Source organism: Pseudomonas sp. CFBP13509 (genome assembly GCF_005233485.1).
Taxonomy (GTDB): Bacteria; Pseudomonadota; Gammaproteobacteria; order Pseudomonadales; family Pseudomonadaceae; genus Aquipseudomonas; species Aquipseudomonas marginalis.
This window is the reverse complement of the sequence record NZ_QGAA01000016.1, coordinates 60,522-81,200: the sequence shown is the minus strand read 5'-3', so window position 1 is coordinate 81,200 and position 20,679 is coordinate 60,522. Positions and strand designations below refer to the sequence as shown.

Sequence of the window (20,679 nt, the reverse complement as noted above, 5' to 3'; positions counted from 1 at the left end):
AATCTCATCAGTGTGCGGTTTCATTCATTTGCAAGGTGCAGCGTCAGGCCGATTGTGCAGACATGGCCGGCCCGGAAGGTTTTACGCCGCGCCGAAAGCGGGCAACGACCAGGCACGAGATAATCAAGGCTAGCAAATAGGCGGAAGCGGCCAGCCACCCCACCGCCCGGAAGTGTCCCTCGCCGACGACCAGCGCAGCCCCGAATGGCCCCAGCCCCTGGCCGACGAAAATGGCGGCGTTACCCAGGCCCGCCAATCGACCGGAAGGGTCCAGTTCCGCCGCCATGGAAAGCAGGTAGGGCAGGCTGAAAAACCAGACCATATGGATCAAGCAGGCCGTGGTGATAAAGGCAACGGGGCTGGTGCCATAGACCATGATCAAGGTCGCCAGCAATGCCGTGCCGAAGCTCAACAGTTGCGGAAACAGCAGGCCCAGGCGCCGTCCGATCAGACCGGCCAGGCCGGCGCCAAGGGCACCGGCAAGAATGCTGCCGCCGAGGATGCCGCCAATCTGCTGGGGCTCCAGGCCGATGCTCTTGCCGATGCGTTCCTGGTACACCCACAGGGCCGAGTGACCGAAGAACAGCAGGGCAAACAGCAGGATCAACAGCATGGCGGTGAGACCGAATGGCTGGATCGAGCCATTGGCCGCGCGATGGGCGTCCGGGTAGCGCTTGGGCACTCTCCGGCAACCCAGCGCCGCGAGCACGCTGGTGATCGCCAACAGGGAAAACGCCCCATTCACGCCAAATGTTTGAAGGACCAGCGGCATGGAGGTCACCAGCAGCATGCCCCACAGCAGGTTGCCGATGTTGATGACCGCGAAGGTCGCATCCTTGGACGTGCGCAGCGCTGCGGTGGCATAGACCACCGCCATGACCGCGCCGCCGCTGGCGCCGCAGATCATCCTGGAAATGACCAGTCCGGCCTGGCTGTGCAGTTGTGTGCTGACCAGGTTACCCAATGCCAGGATCAACAAGGCCACCAGGGCGAAGCGGCGCCGGTCGACGCTCGCCATGAACAGGGCGCAGACCCCGCAGGCGATGGCCATCGCCATGAGTTCCGCAGCGAAGATCGCGCCGATTGCATTGAGCGGCAGGCCGAGCTGGTCGATCAAGGCACCGCCCAGGATCGGCTGGATCTGCAGCGTCCCCAGGGAAATGACCATCATCAGGCAGATGGCGCCCAGTGATTTTTTGCTGTCGATGGAGTCGAGTGCGTTCATGAAGCATCACCTCAGGTAAAGAGCCCGCTCATGCGTGAGCCGGCCTACACGTCAATCAGAACTTGTGAACGTAGCGAACCTGCACCTGGTAATCCGCTCGGGAGCGATTCTCGACGCCGGTTTCTTTATAGGTGTTGAGCCAGAAGGCTTTGTCTTCGGTGATTTTCCAGAACAGGCCCGGGCCAAAGCCCAGCACCTTTTCCCGGGAGTCGGTTAGGGTGCTGCCGTTGACCTTGTCATCCGAAATCTGCCGGAAGTAGTAGCCGTTGATGCCGACCGAGACCTTCGGGAACACTTCGTACGAGGCGGTGAAGTTGGCCCATGCCGACTGTCCTGACTGGGTGTCGCGCACCGCTTGCCCTTCAAAGAACTGCTGCGAACTGCTCGCCGGATCGTCGTTCTTGAAGTTGTACAGATAGTTCAGCCTCCAGCTTACTTCCCAACGGGGTGCCGGCATCCAGGTCGCTGCCCAGTAGGGGTTCAGGGAGAAGTGGTTGGAGCCTGGGTTCAGGTCTTTGTCTTTGTCGTACTTGCCCGTTGGTAGAATGATGTCGAAGGCCATGCGCTGGACGAAAACCGGCCGGCCGCTGGCGTCGACGATCGGATCGAACTGGACCTGTGGCCCGACCGTGACATCGCCCATGCCGGTAGCGTTGTCCTTGAGCTTGGCACCGTTGTCACCGAAATCGCCGTCCAGGGAAACAACGGGGACCAGCAGGCTCCAACCCAGGTGTGCCCCTCCCGCGAAGGTGTCCGGTGAGTAGTAGCTCAGCTGATTGATCATCGTGATGACGTTGATCTTCGGGTCATCGAAGGCGCCGTTTTTCTTGCCGCCGTTGGTCCTGATGCTACTGGCGGTGCTGAACTTCAGGTAGGTCTGGTGAGTCAGCCCGGGTGGCCCCGCAAACCCGTCGTAGAAGCTGGTGCCGCCCAGGTTGATACCGCTGGGTTGGCTTACGGACGGTGGAGGAGGGCCGTCGGCTGCATGGGCGGCAAATGACGCGAAGCTGAGTGCCAGGCACGCTGGCAAAGATTTAGTCAGACTCATCGAAGTGGCTCTATTCTTGGAATTGTGAGCGGGGGAATGTCCCCTGGCACTTCGACTTTAAGTCCCGGTGGTGGGTGATGCTTGAGCGCAACGGCCAGAGTTGACTGAGCGTGCCATGATGGGGCGATGATCCCCAACACTCTTGGCGCTCAACGCGGCGATTGAGGCGGCGCGCGCGGGCGAAGCGGGCCGTGGCTTTGCGGTCGTTGCAGACGAAGTTCGCAAGCTCGCAACTCGCACGACTGAAGCAACCGAACAAGCTGCCGGGATGATTGCTCGCTAAGTACGGTTCCGGTGAAGCTCCTCAGGCGTGACGTTTACCCATACGCTCTCTGCCTTGGTACCTGCTGTCTAACTCGCGAGGCCCACTGTGAAGCATGCGCACGGCCATGATAGCTATGAGCTATCATGGCCGTGCGTATTACTAACTGGATGACCATTCTGCGTCTACGTATCGTGGAGGTATTAAGCGTGATGGGCTGGTAGCACCGTTCGCGTCTTCCAAATCAACACAGGCCTGTACAGGTCATGTTTCCGAGATTTCCATGAAGAAAACGCTTTCGTTGGCCACACGCATAGGGCTTAGTTTCGCGGCCATCCTGGCGCTGCTCATATTGATAACCAGCATCGGCATTCACCGCGTTGCGTTCATTGACTCCACCTTGGGCGACGTAAGCGAAAATGCCGCAAAGGTGCAGCGCTACGCAATCAATTTCCGAGGCAGTGTCCATAACCGTGCCATCGCTATTCGGGATGCCGTGCTGGTAACGACTGATTTGGATTTGGCAAAACACTTATCGGAAGTCTCAGCCTTGGAAAAGGCCTACTCTGACTCGGCAGCTCCAATGGATCAGTTGTTCAAGGGCGCAAGCGTAACTGGCGAGGAGGTTCGATTACTGAGCGCTATCAAGGACATCGAACAACAAACCCTTAACTCCACCAGAGCGGTAATCTCCCTGCGCCAGGCGGGTGACATACCAGGGGCTCAGGCGCTGCTGATGCGTCAAACGTCTTTGGATTACAGTGAGTGGCTCAAGCGCGTCAATGCATTGATCGACTACGAGGAAGCATCAATCAAGGCGAAGTTGGGCGCAGTGCAGGCAACCGCCAGCCAGTTCAGTACGCTGATGCTTATCGCGACAGGTATTGCCCTGCTGCTGAGCATCACGTTGTCGGCTGTACTTATTCGCTTTGTTACATCCACGCTGGGTGCTGAGCCCACAGACGTTGCATTGGCCATCGAGCGACTGGCAGCTGGTGATCTGAATCAAACGATTTCCACAGAGTATCCCGGCAGTGTCATGGGCGTCCTGAAAGACACGCTGGGCCATCTCGCAGAGACCATTCGTCAAGTACGTAAGGCGGCCCAAGAAGTCAATTACTCGGCCACCCAGTTGTCTGCCGCATCATCGGCTAATAATGAGCAGACCAGCTTGCAAACCCGCGAAGCCGAGCAGGTAGCCGCAGCCATCATGCAAATGGCGGCGACGGTTAATGAAGTATCCGGGTATGCCGCGCAGGCAGCTGATGCCTCCCGGTTGGCTGATACTGACGTGGGAAGTGGGAACAAATTGGTTGCAAGCACCACGGTTGCTATCGAACAGCTGGCATTAACCCTCGAGCAAACGACTGCTACCGTGAACCAGGTGTCCAAACATAGTGAAAATATTGCGTCAGTGATCGACGTAATCAACTCCATCGCCTCGCAAACCAATTTGCTTGCTTTGAACGCAGCTATCGAGGCTGCTAGAGCTGGCGAGCACGGGCGTGGATTTGCGGTGGTAGCGGACGAAGTACGTTCTTTGGCCAACCGGACACAGCAGTCGACCGAAGAAATTCGAGAGATGATCAGTACGTTGCAATCGGGTACCGAAACAGCATCTCAAACCATGCGCGATAGTTGTGAGTTGGCGAGCCAAACGGTCACACAAACACGCAGTGCGCAGGAGGCGTTGGCAAGGATCAGTGAGCAGGTTGCCGCTATCAGTCATATGAACGCCCAGATCGCGAGTGCCTCCGTGCAGCAGAGTAGCGTGACCGATGAGGTCGCTGAAAACATCAACCGCATTCATGGCTCGACGGTTGAGTCGGCCAATGGCGCGCGCCAAGTGGCAGCAGCCAGCATCGAGCTATCAGATTTAGCGGATCGTCTTACCGCTAAAGTGGCGTTCTTCTCTGCGGCTTAGTGGATTCGACAGTTTTTCACAGCCGGACTGACGTTTATGCGCGACCGCTGGGCTACTCAGCAGGATGCTTCGACAAGAAGTAATAAATATCCTATCAAACCCCGTAACGCTTGTTTCCACCTGAGGTAATGCAGTACCTACCCCTTGATCCTTGTTGCACAGCGCTGCCCATTCAGCACTGATACAGCAGAACCAAAGCAACTGACTGAATACCTGAAAGCAGCTGCATTAAGCGGGCTTTCAAGGTGAGTATTATGCTCGGGCCGCTCTGCTGCGGGTCATATGGATGAGTGCTGATCTACGACTATCCAGGGAGATTCGCTCTTCGACAGCAAAGGGCAAGAAGCCTAGTTTTGGATAAAGCAGCAAGCCTGCTGTATTTTCATTGAAGCACGAGATCTGCACCTCTGTGGCGTCGTAGCGGTCGAACGCCAGAGCTGTCATCGTCTCCACGATGAAGGTCGCCACACCTTTACCTCGTGCCTCTTGGGCAACGATGACATTGCCGATACAGCAAACCCCACCCGTTTCAGCCCGATAGAAGTTAGCAAAGCCGACAACGCTGTTCCGGGTCTCGACAACCGTGGAGTCGAATCGTTGAGTAATAGCGTTAGACAGTTGAGCTTCAGTCAGAGGGTATTGAGCTTTCGGGAACATATAAAACAGTTCCCGAGCGTTCAGGGGAAAGCTACAGATAGTTTTGATGTCGTCAGCCTTCACTGGCCTGTGTTGCAATATCATCGCGCGTCCTTGAGGTCTGTGTTTCCGGCATTTTAGCTCAACTAGATTTGCTCAAGCACCTTGCCTGATTACCGGGGGCATGCATCGATGCATACATAAAAACGTATGGGACAACCTGGTGGCAGGCCTGCAAAAGGAGGTTCCCTACGACTCAACCGTCGTTGCTTTCTTCGCTTCGTCCAGCATCCATTGAGCAAACGCTTGTATTGGCTCTCTGCTCAATGCGATGGGCTCGGGGAGGATGAGGCAGAAGGTTTTGGAAATGGTTTTCCCCTCTGGCCACGGAGCGACCAGACGTCCTAACGCCAGTTCAGTTTCAACGTAAAGACGCGGGACCAGCGCAACACCGAGGCCGGCCAATGCCGCCTCGATCAACATGCCGTGAAGATCGTAGCGCGCACCAATCGCTGGATTGGTAAGTGGGATCCCCGTTTCCAGGGAATAGCGCTGCCAGGCATCCGGGTTCTGCCGTCGGTGCAGGCGTGGAAGCATGTCCAGTGTTGCTGCTCCTGTGCTCTCTTGGAGCAATGCAGGATGACAAACAGGAACCAGCACTTCATGCAAAAGGTGGTGAGTCCGCATACCCGTCCACGCTGGGTGCTCGAAATGGATGGCAGCATCGAATCCGCTCCCGGCCAGGACGAAGGGGTCCATGCGCTCGGCCAAATGCACAGTGAGGTTCGGATGCTTTTGCTGGAATCGTGTCAAGCGAGGAATGAGCCATCGCATCGCGAACGTCGGGATAGTGGCGATGTCCAGGCTCGCACCATCGTTCGGCTGCCCCATTAAGTACTGACTGTCCCGATCCAGGCGGTCCAGCGATTCGCGAACTTGTGCCGCGTAGCGTTCCCCGTTGGGCAGGAGCCGGACACGATTGCCGACTCGTTCGAATAGCGCGACACCGAGGAAGGCTTCCAGCCGGCCAATCTGGCGACTGATGGCGCCTTCAGTCAAAGACAGTTCTTCTGCCGCGCGCGCGAAGCTGCCGTGACGAGCGGCCGCCTCGAATGCTGTCAATGCCGTGCTGCTCGGGATCTTCTTTCGCATAAGCGTTCTCGGTCTAAGGGTGGTGATCCAGATAAGCTTGAGCTTTTATCACTGAAGCATACCGAAAAATCGCTTTATTCGTTGATGTCAAGGCCATACCGTGATGGAACATCAACAAGGAGGGCCGGACACACGATGTTCGGCCGCGACGTTATCCATGATCTATACCGTCGAGTGCAGCTTTACCGACCCCGCCAGCGAAGCCGAGTGGAATGATTTCTATAGCCTGGAAAAACTACCCGCGCTTATTTCCGTGAGCGGGTTCCATACCTCGCAGCGCTTCAAGGCGTTGAGCACGGGTTGCCCTGTCTACCTTGCCATGCATTCGATCGACGGCCTGGCCGTGCTTGAGGGCGATGAGTATCGCCAGAAGGGCGGCGGCAATTTTGCACGCTGGCAGCAGCACATCACCGATTGGCACCGCAATCTGTATGGCGCCCTTGAACGTGCGCCTGCCGTCGGTGAAGGCGAGCATCTGATCGTAAGCGCAGTCGGTCCCGAGCCGCTCATCGAGAGGGGGCTGGCGCCTGATAGGATGCGCGCCGTCGCATTGGAGAAGTGCCCTGAAATCAGATGGCTGGCGAAGCTGGATAGCTCCATCCGTCTCGATGTGGATACCCTTCCGAACCACGTACACCTCTATGCTCCGATGACCGCGCAGTTGACGAGTGGCAGTGGCGCACTGCCCCACACGCCGGGGCAAAACCGACATGCCTAACCTGACAATCTTCATCCAGGCGGAAAAGATGCCGCCCGAGGCGAATCTGGCGGAACTCACTGAAGAATGTACTCGGCTTTGCACGGACGTCCTCCAGGCTACGTTGGACAACGTGCATGTCATCTATGTCTCTGTTCGCCAAGGGCGCGGGCATCCTGCTTACGCGGAAATCAGGTACCGCCTCGAACCGCTCAGAACGCCATCGGTCATGGATGTCTTCATGGCGCGACTGGATGAGGCCGTAGAGCGCCATGCGGGGCTAACGGCGCGCATCCGTTGCATCGGCTATCCAGCTGCTGCCATTTACGCGCGGAACTGATGACGCGCAAGGAGTGCTGCAATGAGCGACATGAAATTTCCGGGCCAGCAGATCGGCGAGTTTTCGATTACGGCCATCAGTGACGGATACCTTTGCGCAAGTCTGGATCTCCTCTCCAATATCGATCCTGCGCAGGCGTCCAAGTTGCAGCAGGACGCAGGCGTGAGCGACCCATCCTCGATCCACATCAACTGTTACCTGGTGCGTGGAAGGGGCCGCACGATTCTCATCGATGCGGGGGCTGGTGGTTTCAAGCAGTGGGGCGGAAAGCTGAAGGCCAATCTCGCACTGGCTGGCGTGCAACCCTCTGACATTGACGCGATTCTCCTGACTCACGCACATCCCGACCATGTTGGGGGGCTGGTTGATTCTTCCGGGGCAGCTGTCTTTCCCGATGCAGAGTTGGTCGTGCACCAGCGTGAGGTTTCTTTCTGGGAGGACGATGGCAATCTCAGCCGAGCGAGTGAGCGTGCTCGTGGCAACTTTCTGTTTGCTCGGAAGGTGTTCGATCAGTATCGGGAGAAAATGCGCACATTTACTGATAACGAAGTCCTCCCTGGCATCAGTGCGACGCCCCTTCTGGGGCATACGGCGGGGCATTCCGGTTATCGCCTCGAATCCGATCAGAGGAGTCTGTTGATCTGGGGGGATATCGTTCATTTCCCTCAAGTCCAGATTGCGCGTCCCGACGTATCCATTGCATTTGACCAAGACCCGCTGCTTTCCGCCGCCACACGTTCAAAGTTGTTGGATGTCGTCAGCTCGGACAAGATTCTTATCGCGGGTATGCACCTTGGCGAGCTTGGATTTGCACATGTCGAGCGGATAGGCAAGACCTACAAAATTTCCTACGAAACTTAGCGGCTGTTCGAGATGCCTACGATGCATCGGCTGCGGCGAATGAGGTCATTGATCCCACGGCGCCTCCTGCCAGCGGTCGAACAGAAAATCGCTGAACGCCGTCAGCCGGCGTGGATTGCAATCGTCACTCCTCATTTGCGGCGCATACGCGGTGCCACACCGGTCAGATGCTCACGTACACACGCCCAGGCTATGTGAAGGCTGTTGCGCAGTGACACGGCATCAAGGGTCATGATGCGTAATGAAACCCCGCAATCGTTGGGCAATGCGCTGACACCCAGATAGCTGTCGGGGTGAGTGGGCAGGGCATTGCGCAATGCGGTTTTCAGCGCTTCGACAGGCAAGCCCTGACCCACGAGCATGAATGTCGCCAGGGTCTGGAAGGCACCACTGACGCCCGGTAATTGCCGCAGCAGGTCTTGCCCGTTCAGCGCCAGGCGATCGCCGGCCAGCAAGCGGCCTGCCGGGCAGCGCACTTCCAGGTCGGCGCGGTAGACATCGAAGAGGCCGGCACTGTCCTGGGGGGTGTGCAGGCAAAACGCGTCGCACAGCATCACCCTGGCGCCCGGGTGCAGATTCACCCTTACCTGGCTGTGCAGTTTTGCCTGGGGAAACAGGATCGTCGCCATAGGCAGGTACTCCAGTAGCGCTCCGTGTTCGGCGGTGAGGCTGACGGTCTGCCGTGCCGATTGCTCGAGCATACTGTGGGCTACCGTCGCCGCGCCAGTGCTGACATGCACTTGAGTGTCCGGCCCGGCATGCAGGTGCATCCGCAAATCCTGGCCTGCGAAAATCCCGCCCGAGCAAGACTGCACATACACGGCGGCCATGCCTTTCGGGTCGTCGGGCAGCTTCAGGGTGCGGCCCAGATGAAAGGGATAGCCCACGCGCTGTTCGCTGATATAACTGGCGCCGGACGGCGCTTTGCTGAAGGCAATCCGGGCCTGCACCTGCGAGGATGCCTTGGGCGGTGCAATCAACGGGTGAAACAGTTCCTGCGGCGCGTTCATGGTCGGTCAAACAACACGGCGCGGCTGATGGCGTCGACGACCGCGTCGACCCCGTCACCCGTCGCGCAGTTGGTGAACAGCACGGGCCGGCCGTTGCGGGCTTCGGCTGACTCGCGACGCATGCGTGGCAGATCCACGCCCACATAGGGCGCCAGATCATATTTGTTGACCACCAGCAGATCACAGCTCAACACGCCGGGCCCTCGTTTGCGCGGGATGTCATCGCCGCCGGCGACATCAATGACAAAGATCCAGTAATCCACCAGATCCAACGAGAAGGTCGAGGCCAGGTTATCGCCGCCGGACTCAATCAGGATCAGGTCCAGGTTCTCGAATCGCGCTTCCAGCTCGTCGGCCATTTGCAGGTTCAGCGTCGGGTCTTCGCGGATCGCCGTGTGCGGGCAGGCGCCGGTTTCCACCGCGAGCACCCGTTGTGGGTCGATCAGGCCGCTGCGCTGCACGCGTTCGGCGTCCTCGCGGGTCGCCAGGTCGTTGGTGATGATGGCCAGCTCGGTGCCGCGCGCGATGAAGCGCGGAATCAGTTGCTCCAGCAGGCGAGTCTTGCCCGAGCCGACCGGGCCGCCGATCCCGACGCGCGCGGCGCCGGGGTGGGGTTGCGGCTGCGGTGCGGCGTTGAATGCAGTGCTCATTAGCAGGTTCCTTTTATTGGCTGTGATCAGCGCAGCATGTAGCGCTGGGCCAGGGGCACTTCGCTGACCGGCTCGCAGGTCAGGCGCTCACCGTCGGCGTACACATCGAAGGTCTGGGGGTCGACGCGAATGTCCGGGCAGGCGTCGTTGTGCAACATGTCGGACTTGCGCAGCGTGCGGGTGCCGAAGGCCGGCAACAGGGCTTTTTTCAGGCCCAGTTTCTCAGCGGTATCGGCCTCCACCGCAAGGCGATTGACGAAATTCACCGACAGTGCCTGTTTGGCCTCACCAAAGGCCCCCCATTGCGGGCGCATGATCAGCGGCTCGCAGGTGTACAGCGAGGCTGCCGAGTCGCCCATCACGCCGTGCACGATAAACCCGCCCTTGACCACCAGCTCAGGCTTGACGCCAAAAAAGGCCGGCCGCCACAGCACCAGGTCAGCGAGCTTGCCCGGCTCCAGCGAGCCGATGTAACTGTCGATGCCGAACACCCGCGCAGCGTTGATCGTATACTTGGCGATGTAACGCTTGATGCGTTCGTTGTCGCCCAATCCGGTTTTTTCTTCCGGTAGACGGCCGCGTTGGTCTTTCATCTTCGAGGCCAGCTGCCAGGTGCGGCAGATCACCTCGTTGATGCGCCCCATGCCCTGGCTGTCGGAACCCAGGATCGAAATCGCCCCGGTGTCGTGCAGGATGTCTTCGGCGGCGATGGTCTGCGGACGCACTCTGGATTCGGCGAACGCCACGTCTTCCGGCACGTCCGGATTGAGGTGATGGCAGACCATGATCATGTCCAGGTGCTCGTCGAAGGTGTTGACGGTGTACGGGTTGGTCGGGTTGGTCGAGGAGGGGATGCAATTGGATTTTCCCGCCACGCTGATGATGTCCGGGGCGTGGCCGCCGCCTGCGCCTTCGGTGTGGTACATGTGGATTGTGCGGTCGCCGATGGCGGCCAGGGTGTCTTCGAGAAAACCCGATTCATTCAGGGTGTCGGTGTGCAACTGCACCTGGAAGTCGTATTCATCGGCGACCTTGAGGCAGGTATCGATCACGGCGGGCATCGCGCCCCAGTCCTCGTGTATCTTCAATCCCAGGCAGCCACCGCGCAGTTGGCCGAGCAGCGATTCCGGCTTGCTGGAATTGCCCCTGCCGAGAAAGCCGAAATTGATTGGCCAGGCTTCAGAGGCCTGCAGCATCTTGCCGACGTTCCATTCGCCGCCGCAGTCGATCCCCACGGTAATCGGCCCGAGCGAGCCGCCGATCAGCGTCGTCAGGCCCGCCGCCAGCGCGTGATCGCACAGTTGCGCCGAGTCGAAATGCACGTGCACGTCGATCCCGCCCGGCGTGACGATCAGGCCTTCTGCGTCGCGCACGGTGGTTGCGACGCCGCAGATCAATTGCGGATGGACACCGTCCATGACCTGCGGATTGCCGGCCTTGCCGATGGCCACGATCTTGCCGTCCTTGATGCCGATGTCGCCTTTGACGATGCCGATCACCGGGTCGATGATCAGCGCGTTGCAGATCAGCATGTCCAGCGCGCCGTCTGCGCTGTCATGCCCCGGCATCAGGCCCATGCCGTCGCGCAGGGTCTTGCCGCCGCCGTGCAGGCATTCATCGCCGGGCACCGCGTAGTCGAATTCCACCTCGGCCAGCAGCGACGTATCCCCCAGGCGCACCGCGTCGCCGGTGGTGGGGCCGTACATCGCGGCGTATTCCTTGCGCGTCATTGTTGCCATGGGTCACGCCCCCTTGAACTGTTGTGCGCGGGCTCGATCAAGCGCGATGGCTTTGCAGGCCGGATCGTGCAGGTTGCCATTGGTCAAACCGCTGAAACCGTGGATGTCCCCCGTGCCGCCGAATTGCACCAGCTGCACTTCGCGCAGCTCCCCCGGCTCAAAACGCACGGCAGTGCCCGCGGGAATGTCCAGGTGCATGCCGAAGGCGGCGGCGCGCGGGAAATCCAGCGCCTTGTTGACTTCGAAAAAGTGGTAGTGACTGCCGATTTGCACCGGCCGGTCGCCGGTATTGATGGCCCGTACGGTGGTCGTGGGGCGACCGCTGTTGAGTTGTATATCGCCCTCGGGCGAGATGATTTCCCCAGGCGTCGGCATGACGGCCAACGGCAACTGCCCGGGTCGAATCGGCTGATGCACGGTGACCAGTTTGGTGCCATCGGGGAACGTACCTTCCACCTGCAGCACCGGCAGCAGATCGGCCACGCCGGGCATGACGTCGTCAGTGTTGAGGAGTGTCGAGCCGAAACCGATCAGCTCGGCCACGCTGCGACCCTCACGGGCGCCTTCCAGTATCTCATCGGCAATCAGCGCCGAGGCTTCCGGAAAGTTCAGGCGCAGCCCTTTGGTGCGGCGTTTGCGCGCAAGTTCGGCGGCGGTGTATAGCGTCAGCCGCTCAAGTTCGGTGGGCGTCAGCAGCATGTTCAAGCTCCTGTGTCGGCAGCAGGCGTTTTCGTGCCCGCCACCTCAATTGGCGAAAAGACGGAGGTCCTGGGTTTCGTGCCGCATCACGGCGATCTCGGCCATGGGTGTGAAGCCGCTGGCGTCGTCGAGGGTGAGTGGCGCCTGAGCCAGCAGTTGCAGCAGCAAGGGCTGGATGTCGGTGAGCACCCGCTGCGCATCCACATGCCCCATTACGCCCAGGCGCACAGCGGCACTGACCAATCCGGTGCACAGCCCATGGGCGGCGGCGAGTTGGCAGTGCTCGAGTTGCATGCCGAGTTGTTGCCACAGCAGCCCTTGCAACACCGGCAAATGCCCCGGCGTTGCCCGGGCGAGCACGTGTTGCTGGTAAGCGGCAGCGCCGGGGGTACCGAGCGCGACATGCACGCCCAGCAACGATTGGCCGACGCGACGTGAGCCTTGGCGCAGTTCCTCGGCCAGGGTCAGGGCCTCGATGTGACTGTCCAGGTCCATCAGGGTGGCGAGGTCAGCCGCTGCATGCCAGGCGGCGCATAAAAACACCCGGTCAAAACTGTTCCAGCGATGGCGCAATTGACCTTCGACGAAGGCCCGCACCTGAACGCTGCAATCATTCTGCAGGCCGCGCTGACGGCGCCTGACAGGGACGGGGTCGGTCATCGCGGCGTTCTGCCCCAGGCGCGCATCGGCCACCAGCGTTTCCAGGCCCCATGACCAGGCAACCGCACCACCAGGGAAAAAACTGTCGGCCTGTTGCAGTGCCAACAGGCTGCTGCGCAACTCGGCCGGTGCGGCGTTCATAGGCGCAGCACCCGGCCGTCCGCGAGCAGCGGCGCCAGACGCTCGAGGTAGTCGGCCTCCGGGCCATTCAGCGGGATCCGTAACGCAGTGCCTGCAAAGCGCACGGTCCAGTGCATGTTGCCGGCGAAATACCCCAGCTCCAGCGCGGCGGCAGCGTCCCGCGGTTGCAGGTCGAGAAAGTGCACGTCCTGCATGTGCACGACGATGGCGCGCTGACCGTCGAGCATCAGCACCGAGCCGTTACGCAGCTGCTGATGGCGCTCCAGCCGAATCGCACAGTCGGTGCCGCGATCACTGGCCAGGCGCAGGCGATGACGCTGAATGTCGCTGGCCGACAGGCTGAGGGTTTCGACCAGGCCTGCGTGGCTGAGGTCATGCAAACGGTCGGCGAGGGCAGGGTCGCTGGCCTGGCCCAGAATGCGGTCGAGGATCAACATGGTGTGTGCTCCCAGGTCCGGTTTCAGATGGTCAGGTAGCGCAGGATGCGCTCGCGGTCGACGGTTTCCCGGACCTCGCTGTGCACGAACTCGCCTTTCTCGATGATCAGGTAACGGTCGGCCACCGCCATCGCAAACGACAGCACCTGTTCGGAGACGATCAGCGAAAATCCCCGTTCTTTTTTCAGCAGGTTCAGGGCCCGGGCGATGTCCTTGATGATCGACGGCTGAATGCCCTCGGTCGGCTCATCCAGGATCAACACTTTGGGGTTGGAGACCAGCGCGCGGGCAATCGCCAGCTGTTGTTGCTGGCCGCCGGAGAGGTTGCCGCCCTTGCGTCGACGCATCTCGAACAGCACCGGGAAGTACTCGTAGATGTAGTCGGGAATCGGTGCGGCAGGGGCGCCCTGCATGCCCGTCAGGATATTTTCCTCCACCGTCAGGTACGGAAAAATCATCCGCCCCTGCGGCACGAAGCCCACCCCGGCGGCGACCCGCTCATAGCTCTTGCTGGCGGTGAGTTCCCGGCCCGCCAGCGTGATGCTGCCGCTGCGCGCCGGCAGCATGCCCACCAGGCTTCTGAGCAGGGTGGTCTTGCCCATGCCGTTGCGACCCATGATCGCAAGGGACTCGGCCGGTGCGAGGGTCAGGTCGAGATTGCGCAGCACATGGCTGTCGCCGTAATACACGTTCAGGTTATTGACGGTCAGCATGCTCAGTGCCCCAGGTAGACGTCGATGACGCGAGGATCGTTTTGCACCTGATCCATCGAGCCGTAGGCCAGGGTTTTGCCCTGGTGCAGGACGGTGACTTTGTCAGCCACTGACTTCACGAACTCCATGTCGTGCTCGATGATCACCATGGCGCGGCCCTTGGCGATGCGCTTGAGCAGGCCTGCGGTCTTTTCCCGCTCGCCTGCACTCATGCCGGCCACCGGCTCGTCCAGCAGTAACAGTTCCGGGCGCTGCATCAGCAGCATGCCGATCTCCAGCCACTGCTTTTGCCCGTGGGACAACAGCCCGGCTTTGCGCCCCAGCTGGTCCTGCAGGAAAATCATCTCGGCGGTCTGCTCGATCTCTGCTTGCAGGGCCGGGTCCTTGCGGGCGAACAGGCAGTTGAAAATGCCGCGTTTGCCGGGCGATGAGATGTCGAGGTTCTCGCGCACGGTGAGGTCTTCATACACCGAAGGGTTCTGGAACTTGCGCCCAACGCCCGCGCGGGTGATCTGGTATTCGATCATGTTGGCCAGTTGCAGGTCCTTGAAACGAATGCTGCCGGCACTCGGGCGGGTTTTGCCGCAGATCATGTCAAGCAGGGTGGTCTTGCCCGCGCCGTTAGGCCCGATCACCACGTGCACCTGATTTTCTTCGACATAGAAATTAAGGCTGTCCACTGCCTTGAAACCGTCGAACGACACCGTGAGGTCTTCGACACTCAGCAACAGGCCACTCATGACTGCACCTCCTGTTTGTTGTGGCCAAGGCGTTGCAGCAAACCGGCCAGCCCGGTCGGCAAGAACAGCACCACGCCCATGAACAGGAAACCGATGAAGTACTGCCAGAAGTTGACGAAGTTTTCCGACAGGTAGGTTTTGGCCACGCCGATCAACAGCGTGCCGTACACCGCACCGACCAGCGACAGACGCCCGCCAAGGGCTGCGTAAATCACGATTTCGGTCGAAGGAATGATGCCCACCAGCGACGGCGACGCGAGGCCGACCTGCAGGGTGAACATCACCCCGCCGAGCGCCGAGATCAGTGCTGCGACGGCAAAGATGAACGCTTTGAACAGCGCCGTGTTGTAGCCGGAAAACCGTACGCGGTCCTCACGGTCACGGATCGCCACCACCACTTTGCCCAGCCGGCTGCGCAGGATGAACCCGCACAACGCCACGCAGCCCAGCAGCAACAGGGTGGTGATCAGGTACAGAATCCAGGGCGTTTGAGGCGTTTGCAGGCTCAGGCCAAAGGCGGTCTTGAAGTCGGTCAGGCCGTTGACGCCGCCGGTGTAGCCTTGCTGGCCGATGATCATGATCGACATGATCGCCGCCAACGACAGGGTGATGATCGAGAAGTACACGCCGCCCACGCGCTTCTTGAAATACGCGTAGCTGAACACAAACGCGAGCAATGCCGGGAGGACGAGGATCGCCGCAAAGGTGAATGTCGCCGACTCGAAAGGCTTCCACCACCAGGGCAGCGCGTCGACGCTGTTCCAGATCATGAAGTCCGGCAACGCCGAGCCGTAGAAGGCGGCGAGCGCGCTCGCCGCTTCGTCGTTGGCGGTGGCTTCAAGTTTCAGGTACATCGCCATCATGTAGCTGCCAAGGCCAAAGAAGATGCCCTGGCCCAGGCTGAGTATCCCGCCGTAGCCCCAGATCATCACCATGCCCACGGCGCAGAACGCCAGGCTCAGGTATTTGCCGGCCAGGCCCAGGCGAAAGTCGCCCAGGCTCAGGGGCAATATCACCAGCAACAGCAGCGACAGCCAGACCAGGCTGTGGCGCTCGAGCAACGGCAGCAACCCGGTGCGCAGCCGGCGCGTGGTCGGCGTCGAGGTGCTGGGGCGGGTGAGGGGCGTCTCAGTCATATCGTTCATCTCAGCGTCTCACTTTCGCGGCGAACAAGCCGTTGGGGCGGAAGAACAGCAGCACGATCACCACCAGCAGCGTGATGGCTTTGGCCATGGACCCGGTGGTGAGGTATTCCAGCGAAATCTGCGTCTGGCCGATGGCGAAGGCCGACAGGAAGGTGCCCAGCAAACTCTCCACCCCGCCAAACACCACGACGATGAAGGTGTCGACCAGGTACTGCTGGCCGCTGACCGGGCCGGTCGAGGCCAGCATGGTGAACGAGCTGCCGGCGATCCCTGCCAGCCCGCAGCCCAGGGCAAACGTGACCGCATCGACACGGGCGGTGTTAATGCCGGCTGCCCCCGCCATGGCGCGGTTCTGGGTCACCGCGCGAATGCGCAGCCCCCAGCGGCTGCGGTACAAAAACAGAAACACGGCGCCGGCGATCACCAGTGTCAGGCCGATGATGAAAATCCGATTGAGCGGCAGTTCCAGGCCTTCGCTGATCTTCCACGCGCCTTGCAGCCATTGCACCGTGGGCACGCTGACTTCCTTGGGCCCGAAGACCTGGCGGAACACCTGCTGCAGCACCAGCGACAGGCCCCAGGTCGCCAGAAGCGTGTCGAGCGGGCGGTTGTACATGAAGCGAATAAAGCAGCGCTCGAGCAGGAAACCGAACGCGAAGGTCACGACGAAGGCCACGCCGATGCCGATCACGAAATACCAGCCCATGTAGTCGGGAAAGTAGCGCGCAAACACCACGGACGTGACGTAGGTCATGTACGATCCCATCGCCATCAACTCGCCGTGGGCCATGTTGATTACGCCCATCAGGCCGAACACGATGGTCAGCCCCAGGGCCATCAGCACCAACACCGAGAACAGCGAAAACCCGCTGAAGACCTGCATCACCAAAATATCGAAAGTCATTGCGTCGCTACCTGTCGCTGCACGTTGGCGGACCGCGTGGGCGGGAGAGGGCGCGAGTCAGATCGCGCCCGACCCTGCATCACAGTTTCGGGAAAGGGTTAGGCTCGATGGGCGCGGACTCGTAGATCACGTCAACCTGGCCCTGGGCGTTGAGGGCGCCGATGCGCGCACGCTTCCACAGGTGGTGGTTGTCCTTGTGGACCTTGACCTCGCCTTCAGGCGCGTCGAGGGTCAGCTCCGAGGACGCGGCGATCACGGCCGGGACGTCGAAACTGCCGGCTTTTTCCACGGCTTTCTTCCACAGGTACACGGCGGTGTACGCGGCCGCCATCGGGTCGCCGACTACGCGTTTGTCGCCATAGCGGGCCTTGAAGGCGGCGACGAATTTCTCGTTGACCGGGTTTTTCAGGCTCTGGAAGTAGCTCATGCAGGTGAGAAAGCCGGTGAGGTTTTCGGCGCCGATGCCGGTGACTTCTTCTTCGGTGACGGCCAGCGCCATCAGCGTCTGGTTGCTGCTGTCGATGCCGGCGGCCTTGAGCTGTTTGTAGAACGCCACGTTTGAGCCACCGACGATGGTGGACAGTACGATGTCGGGCTTGGCGGCCTTGATTTTGTTGATCACCGAGGAGAACTCGATGTTGCCCAGGGGCAGGTAATCCTCACCGACGATGGATCCGCCCTGCTTGGTCACCGACGCCCGTGCCAGCTTGTTGGTGGTGCGCGGCCAGATGTAGTCCGAGCCCACGAGGTAGACGGTCTTGCCTTTGTTGGCCATCAACCAGCTGACGGCTGCCAGGGTTTGCTGCGACGCTTCGGCGCCGGTGTAGATGATGGCCGGGGATTTTTCCAGGCCTTCATAGAACGTCGGGTAATACAGCAACGCCTTGTTGCGTTCGAACACTGGCAACACCGCTTTACGCGACGCCGAGGTGAAGGCGCCGAACGTAGCGACAACGTGATCGTTTTCCAACAGCTTGCGCGCCTTCTCGGCGAAGGTCGGCCAATCGCTGGCACCGTCCTCGACGATCGGTTCGATGGTCTTGCCGAGCACGCCACCGCTGGCGTTGATTTCGTCGATGGCGAGTTTTTCCGCGTCCACCACCGAGGCCTCACTGATGGCCATGGTGCCGGTCAGCGAGTGGATGATGCCGACCTTCACGGTCTCGGCTGCCTGCACCTGGCTGACCAGGGAAAACGGCAACAGGCTGAAGGCGCCCAGCAACAGGGCATGCTTGATCAAACGGCGTTTGTCGTTGTGCATTCACTTCTCTCCAGGAATAAAAAAAGCCCGACATCCCGGCTAAATCAATAGTCGGGAAATCAGGCTTCTTGTGCCGAATCTGGCGGGACAGCTGTGTCCGATCCAGTCGTACGCGAGGTGCTTCCCTACTTGCCAAGAGGGCGTAGGGCAAACAGCTGGCGCGATGTCTCTGGAGAGTTATAGCAAGGGCAGTGCCAATTGCGACCAGGGCGTTTTCCGGGCAGTCGAAGGGGCGTGCGAGTGACGCCTGCATCTATTGTCGCGTGTCACTGGCCTGCGCTGCTTTGGCGCGAATGCACCCTGAATGCACCAATACCGTGAGCGTGTGGGCGGCATGGATGGGCTCCACGGCAAGGATTGAAACCGGCCGGCGCCGCGGGTGCAGCTCGCCCATTGCGTGTGGCCCACTATCTGCATGAGCGACAGGCAACACCCTCGCAGGGTCCCTTGTCACACGCCCATTCTCGGCAGGTGTGGAAGGCCCCTCGCATGACTGGCCCTGACAGTGTTGTCGCGCCAGCCCCAGGCACAACCCGCCTGAGAGCAGCCATTTTGTTATACGGCGTCTCGCTCAATCATTATTTGCACAGGCCTCCAGACCCCCATCCACGAGCGGGTGTCTTTTCTCACGTTGAACAAGGTTGATAGGCATGGTTGACCAGTCGATCCGCATAGGCGGTCTGTTTTCCGATACCGGTGTCACGGCGGCTGCCGAGGGCTCGACGATGCGCGGCGCGCAGTTTGCAATTGCGCAGATCAATGCGGCAGGCGGGGTCGGTGGTCGCCCGCTGCAGTTGATCACCCGCAACCCCGATTCAACGCCTGCGCTGTACGCCATGCATATCGAATCGCTGATCCGCGAAGAACACCTGCGGTTTTTCTTTGGTTGCTACACCTCGGCTGCACGCAAGGCGGCACTGCCGATTGTCGAGCGCTACGACGCCCTGTTGCTGTACCCGGTGTATTACGAAGGTTTCGAGTATTCGCGCAACATTATCTACACCGGCGCCACACCGAATCACAATGCCTTGCCCCTGGGCAATTACATGCTCGACAACTTCGGCAATCGCGTGTTGATGATCGGTTCCGAGTACGTCTACCCGTACGAAACCAATCGCTTGATGAGCGACCTGTTGTACGAGCGTGGCGGTACCAAGCTGGGCGAGTATTACCTGCCGCTGAAAAACGCACGTCCGGAAGATTTTGCCAAACTGATGGTCAAGGCCAGGGAGCTCAAGCCCTCGTTTATTTTCTCGACGGTCGTCGGCGAAACCATGGGGCATTTGTACCAGGCCTACGCCGACGCAGGCTTCGACCCCTCGGTGATGCCGATTGCCAGCCTGACGACCAGCGAAACCGACATCCAGCAAATGGGGGTTCACCTGGGCACTGGGCATATCTCGGCGGCTACGTATTTTCAGTCGGTGGACACGCCGACCAACCGCCAATGCATCGCCCAATACCGCGAGTTGTTTGGTCAACACCAGGTCACTGACCGTTGCTGGGAGGCGGCGTACTTTCAGGTGCACTTGCTGGCCAAGGCGATCATTCGAGCTGGCAGCACGCAAGTGGAGGATGTGCTGCAGGCCATGCGCGGGCTGGAATTCGAAGCGCCACAAGGACGCATTCGGGTCGATGCCAACAATCACCACACGTACCTGTTTTCGCGGATTGGCCGGGCCAACGTCGAGGGCCAATTCGACATCCTTTACGAAAGCCAGAGTGCACTCAAGCCTGACCCTTATGCCATTGCACCCAATTTCAATGAATGGTCCGGCTCGGTGGGGAGACGTCCATGACCTTGCGCGCCGCCAAGAAACGCCTGCGCAACGACAGCGCGACAGGCATCAAGGACCTGCGCGATGTCAGCGTATTGGTGATCCACCCGGATGACGAGGATGGACGCAACCTGATCGAGCAGTTGCAGCGCATCGGTTGTCAGGTGCGTGTGCAATGGCCGATTCCGGAGCGCTTGAGCGCCGAGGCGGACGTGATCGTATTGGCGGTGTCGCCGGAAAGCCTGTCGACCAACACGCCATGGCTGCTGCACGCCAGCACGCCGCCGATCATTCCGGTGATTGCCTATGAGAACCCGATCATCGTCGAGGCATTGGTGCAACTGAACGCTTGCGCTGTCATCCCTTCGCCCGTGAAGTCGTTCGGTTTGCTGACCGCTTTGGCGATCACCCTGAGTCAGTCACGCAAGGCCCGCGAACGGGAACGGCACGTCAAGCGCCTGGAAGGGCGCATGGCGGTCATGCGCACTGTGCAGCAGGCGAAAATAATCCTTATCGAAACCAAGGGCATGTCGGAGACCGATGCCTACAACGCCTTGCGAGATCAAGCCATGGCCAAACGCGAACCGGTGGAAAAAATCGCCGAAGCGCTGGTCAAGGCCCATGAGTTGTTCCGACAAGCCTGTTCCTGAACAGCCT

20 protein-coding genes and 2 pseudogenes are annotated in these 20,679 nt (G+C 60.2%); 7 read left to right on the top strand and 15 right to left on the bottom strand.

Annotated features, from left to right (window positions below; all coding sequences use genetic code 11):
* Window positions 1-43: 43 nt before the first annotated feature.
* Together PspCFBP13509_RS23750 and PspCFBP13509_RS23745 are read right to left on the bottom strand one after the other, a co-directional pair.
* Window positions 44-1,225, bottom strand: a complete 1,182-nt coding sequence (locus PspCFBP13509_RS23750) for an MFS transporter (RefSeq protein WP_065926068.1) — start codon at window positions 1,223-1,225, stop codon at window positions 44-46.
* 55 nt (window positions 1,226-1,280) lie between these two features.
* Window positions 1,281-2,273, bottom strand: a complete 993-nt coding sequence (locus PspCFBP13509_RS23745) for a SphA family protein (protein WP_065926069.1) — start codon at window positions 2,271-2,273, stop codon at window positions 1,281-1,283.
* Between the two features lie 139 nt (window positions 2,274-2,412).
* On the opposite strand from PspCFBP13509_RS23745, the pseudogene PspCFBP13509_RS23740 reads away from it, so the two are divergent.
* Both PspCFBP13509_RS23740 and PspCFBP13509_RS32255 read left to right on the top strand, forming a co-directional pair.
* Window positions 2,413-2,547: pseudogene (locus tag PspCFBP13509_RS23740) on the top strand (methyl-accepting chemotaxis protein); the annotation flags it as partial.
* A gap of 1,390 nt (window positions 2,548-3,937) precedes the next feature.
* Window positions 3,938-4,459 (top strand): annotated as a pseudogene (locus tag PspCFBP13509_RS32255) (methyl-accepting chemotaxis protein); the annotation flags it as partial.
* Between the two features lie 252 nt (window positions 4,460-4,711).
* On the opposite strand, the gene PspCFBP13509_RS23730 reads toward PspCFBP13509_RS32255, so the two are convergent.
* The gene (locus PspCFBP13509_RS23730; protein ID WP_074845701.1) at window positions 4,712-5,200 is read right to left on the bottom strand and encodes a GNAT family N-acetyltransferase; all 489 of its coding nucleotides are present in this window, start codon (window positions 5,198-5,200) and stop codon (window positions 4,712-4,714) included.
* Window positions 5,201-5,344: 144 nt separating this feature from the next.
* Entirely contained in the window at window positions 5,345-6,247 is a 903-nt protein-coding gene (locus PspCFBP13509_RS23725) for a LysR substrate-binding domain-containing protein (protein ID WP_137212781.1), read from the bottom strand.
* A gap of 157 nt (window positions 6,248-6,404) precedes the next feature.
* On the opposite strand from PspCFBP13509_RS23725, the gene PspCFBP13509_RS23720 reads away from it, so the two are divergent.
* The 3 genes from PspCFBP13509_RS23720 to PspCFBP13509_RS23710 are packed head-to-tail and all read left to right on the top strand — an operon-like array spanning window position 6,405 to window position 8,145.
* Window positions 6,405-6,965 carry a sugar ABC transporter gene (locus PspCFBP13509_RS23720; protein ID WP_074845708.1) on the top strand — a complete coding sequence of 187 codons (561 nt, stop codon included), beginning with the start codon at window positions 6,405-6,407 and terminating at the stop codon, window positions 6,963-6,965.
* Window positions 6,958-7,284, top strand: a complete 327-nt coding sequence (locus PspCFBP13509_RS23715; RefSeq protein ID WP_065926074.1) for a hypothetical protein — start codon at window positions 6,958-6,960, stop codon at window positions 7,282-7,284. The genes PspCFBP13509_RS23720 and PspCFBP13509_RS23715 overlap by 8 nt, the downstream gene beginning before the upstream one ends.
* Before the next feature lie 21 nt (window positions 7,285-7,305).
* On the top strand, window positions 7,306-8,145 hold the full coding sequence (locus tag PspCFBP13509_RS23710) for an MBL fold metallo-hydrolase (RefSeq protein ID WP_065926075.1): 840 nt from the start codon (window positions 7,306-7,308) through the stop codon (window positions 8,143-8,145).
* Between the two features lie 131 nt (window positions 8,146-8,276).
* On the opposite strand, the gene PspCFBP13509_RS23705 is transcribed toward PspCFBP13509_RS23710, so the two are convergent.
* The 11 genes from PspCFBP13509_RS23705 to urtA all read right to left on the bottom strand — a co-directional run bounded on the left by PspCFBP13509_RS23705 (window position 8,277) and on the right by urtA (window position 18,244).
* Window positions 8,277-9,155, bottom strand: a complete 879-nt coding sequence (locus PspCFBP13509_RS23705) for an urease accessory protein UreD (RefSeq protein ID WP_083221215.1) — start codon at window positions 9,153-9,155, stop codon at window positions 8,277-8,279.
* On the bottom strand, window positions 9,152-9,805 hold the full coding sequence (gene ureG, locus PspCFBP13509_RS23700; protein ID WP_027603381.1) for an urease accessory protein UreG: 654 nt from the start codon (window positions 9,803-9,805) through the stop codon (window positions 9,152-9,154). Before ureG ends, PspCFBP13509_RS23705 begins: the two co-directional genes overlap by 4 nt.
* 26 nt (window positions 9,806-9,831) lie before the next feature.
* On the bottom strand, window positions 9,832-11,544 hold the full coding sequence (ureC, locus tag PspCFBP13509_RS23695) for an urease subunit alpha (protein WP_065947804.1): 1,713 nt from the start codon (window positions 11,542-11,544) through the stop codon (window positions 9,832-9,834).
* Window positions 11,545-11,547: 3 nt separating this feature from the next.
* Window positions 11,548-12,243 (bottom strand): urease subunit beta, encoded by a 696-nt coding sequence (locus tag PspCFBP13509_RS23690; protein ID WP_137212780.1) that lies wholly within the window; start codon window positions 12,241-12,243, stop codon window positions 11,548-11,550.
* 45 nt (window positions 12,244-12,288) lie between these two features.
* Window positions 12,289-13,044 (bottom strand): urease accessory protein UreF, encoded by a 756-nt coding sequence (locus PspCFBP13509_RS23685; RefSeq protein ID WP_137212779.1) that lies wholly within the window; start codon window positions 13,042-13,044, stop codon window positions 12,289-12,291.
* Window positions 13,041-13,481 (bottom strand): urease accessory protein UreE, encoded by a 441-nt coding sequence (ureE, locus tag PspCFBP13509_RS23680; RefSeq protein ID WP_137212778.1) that lies wholly within the window; start codon window positions 13,479-13,481, stop codon window positions 13,041-13,043. Before ureE ends, PspCFBP13509_RS23685 begins: the two co-directional genes overlap by 4 nt.
* A 23-nt stretch (window positions 13,482-13,504) precedes the next feature.
* Entirely contained in the window at window positions 13,505-14,194 is a 690-nt protein-coding gene (urtE, locus tag PspCFBP13509_RS23675) for an urea ABC transporter ATP-binding subunit UrtE (protein ID WP_027603386.1), read from the bottom strand.
* 2 nt (window positions 14,195-14,196) lie between these two features.
* Window positions 14,197-14,934: an urea ABC transporter ATP-binding protein UrtD gene (urtD, locus tag PspCFBP13509_RS23670; protein ID WP_027603387.1), complete on the bottom strand. Its 738-nt coding sequence runs from the start codon at window positions 14,932-14,934 to the stop codon at window positions 14,197-14,199.
* Window positions 14,931-16,079, bottom strand: coding sequence for an urea ABC transporter permease subunit UrtC (gene urtC, locus PspCFBP13509_RS23665; RefSeq protein ID WP_027603388.1), 1,149 nt, complete (start codon window positions 16,077-16,079; stop codon window positions 14,931-14,933). The genes urtD and urtC overlap by 4 nt, the downstream gene beginning before the upstream one ends.
* A gap of 1 nt (window position 16,080) precedes the next feature.
* A complete protein-coding gene (urtB, locus tag PspCFBP13509_RS23660; protein WP_027603389.1) occupies window positions 16,081-16,983 on the bottom strand; it encodes an urea ABC transporter permease subunit UrtB in 903 nt (300 codons plus the stop codon).
* Between the two features lie 79 nt (window positions 16,984-17,062).
* Window positions 17,063-18,244, bottom strand: coding sequence for an urea ABC transporter substrate-binding protein (urtA, locus tag PspCFBP13509_RS23655; RefSeq protein WP_137212777.1), 1,182 nt, complete (start codon window positions 18,242-18,244; stop codon window positions 17,063-17,065).
* Window positions 18,245-18,894: 650 nt separating this feature from the next.
* Here urtA and PspCFBP13509_RS23650 point away from each other — a divergent pair.
* Window positions 18,895-20,043 (top strand): transporter substrate-binding domain-containing protein, encoded by a 1,149-nt coding sequence (locus PspCFBP13509_RS23650; protein ID WP_065926082.1) that lies wholly within the window; start codon window positions 18,895-18,897, stop codon window positions 20,041-20,043.
* Window positions 20,040-20,672: an ANTAR domain-containing response regulator gene (locus PspCFBP13509_RS23645; protein WP_065926083.1), complete on the top strand. Its 633-nt coding sequence runs from the start codon at window positions 20,040-20,042 to the stop codon at window positions 20,670-20,672. Before PspCFBP13509_RS23650 ends, PspCFBP13509_RS23645 begins: the two co-directional genes overlap by 4 nt.
* The last annotated feature ends 7 nt before the right edge of the window (window positions 20,673-20,679 follow it).

Bases quoted from the DNA above. Each gene is read 5' to 3' on its own strand.
- PspCFBP13509_RS23750 (WP_065926068.1), bottom strand. From the start codon at position 1,225: ATGAACGCACTCGACTCCATCGACAGCAAAAAATCACTGGGCGCCATC.
- PspCFBP13509_RS23745 (WP_065926069.1), bottom strand. From the start codon at position 2,273: ATGAGTCTGACTAAATCTTTGCCAGCGTGCCTGGCACTCAGCTTCGCG.
- PspCFBP13509_RS23730 (WP_074845701.1), bottom strand. From the start codon at position 5,200: ATGATATTGCAACACAGGCCAGTGAAGGCTGACGACATCAAAACTATC.
- PspCFBP13509_RS23725 (WP_137212781.1), bottom strand. From the start codon at position 6,247: ATGCGAAAGAAGATCCCGAGCAGCACGGCATTGACAGCATTCGAGGCG.
- PspCFBP13509_RS23720 (WP_074845708.1), top strand. From the start codon at position 6,405: ATGATCTATACCGTCGAGTGCAGCTTTACCGACCCCGCCAGCGAAGCC.
- PspCFBP13509_RS23715 (WP_065926074.1), top strand. From the start codon at position 6,958: ATGCCTAACCTGACAATCTTCATCCAGGCGGAAAAGATGCCGCCCGAG.
- PspCFBP13509_RS23710 (WP_065926075.1), top strand. From the start codon at position 7,306: ATGAGCGACATGAAATTTCCGGGCCAGCAGATCGGCGAGTTTTCGATT.
- PspCFBP13509_RS23705 (WP_083221215.1), bottom strand. From the start codon at position 9,155: ATGAACGCGCCGCAGGAACTGTTTCACCCGTTGATTGCACCGCCCAAG.
- ureG (WP_027603381.1), bottom strand. From the start codon at position 9,805: ATGAGCACTGCATTCAACGCCGCACCGCAGCCGCAACCCCACCCCGGC.
- ureC (WP_065947804.1), bottom strand. From the start codon at position 11,544: ATGGCAACAATGACGCGCAAGGAATACGCCGCGATGTACGGCCCCACC.
- PspCFBP13509_RS23690 (WP_137212780.1), bottom strand. From the start codon at position 12,243: ATGCTGCTGACGCCCACCGAACTTGAGCGGCTGACGCTATACACCGCC.
- PspCFBP13509_RS23685 (WP_137212779.1), bottom strand. From the start codon at position 13,044: ATGAACGCCGCACCGGCCGAGTTGCGCAGCAGCCTGTTGGCACTGCAA.
- ureE (WP_137212778.1), bottom strand. From the start codon at position 13,481: ATGTTGATCCTCGACCGCATTCTGGGCCAGGCCAGCGACCCTGCCCTC.
- urtE (WP_027603386.1), bottom strand. From the start codon at position 14,194: ATGCTGACCGTCAATAACCTGAACGTGTATTACGGCGACAGCCATGTG.
- urtD (WP_027603387.1), bottom strand. From the start codon at position 14,934: ATGAGTGGCCTGTTGCTGAGTGTCGAAGACCTCACGGTGTCGTTCGAC.
- urtC (WP_027603388.1), bottom strand. From the start codon at position 16,079: ATGAACGATATGACTGAGACGCCCCTCACCCGCCCCAGCACCTCGACG.
- urtB (WP_027603389.1), bottom strand. From the start codon at position 16,983: ATGACTTTCGATATTTTGGTGATGCAGGTCTTCAGCGGGTTTTCGCTG.
- urtA (WP_137212777.1), bottom strand. From the start codon at position 18,244: ATGCACAACGACAAACGCCGTTTGATCAAGCATGCCCTGTTGCTGGGC.
- PspCFBP13509_RS23650 (WP_065926082.1), top strand. From the start codon at position 18,895: ATGGTTGACCAGTCGATCCGCATAGGCGGTCTGTTTTCCGATACCGGT.
- PspCFBP13509_RS23645 (WP_065926083.1), top strand. From the start codon at position 20,040: ATGACCTTGCGCGCCGCCAAGAAACGCCTGCGCAACGACAGCGCGACA.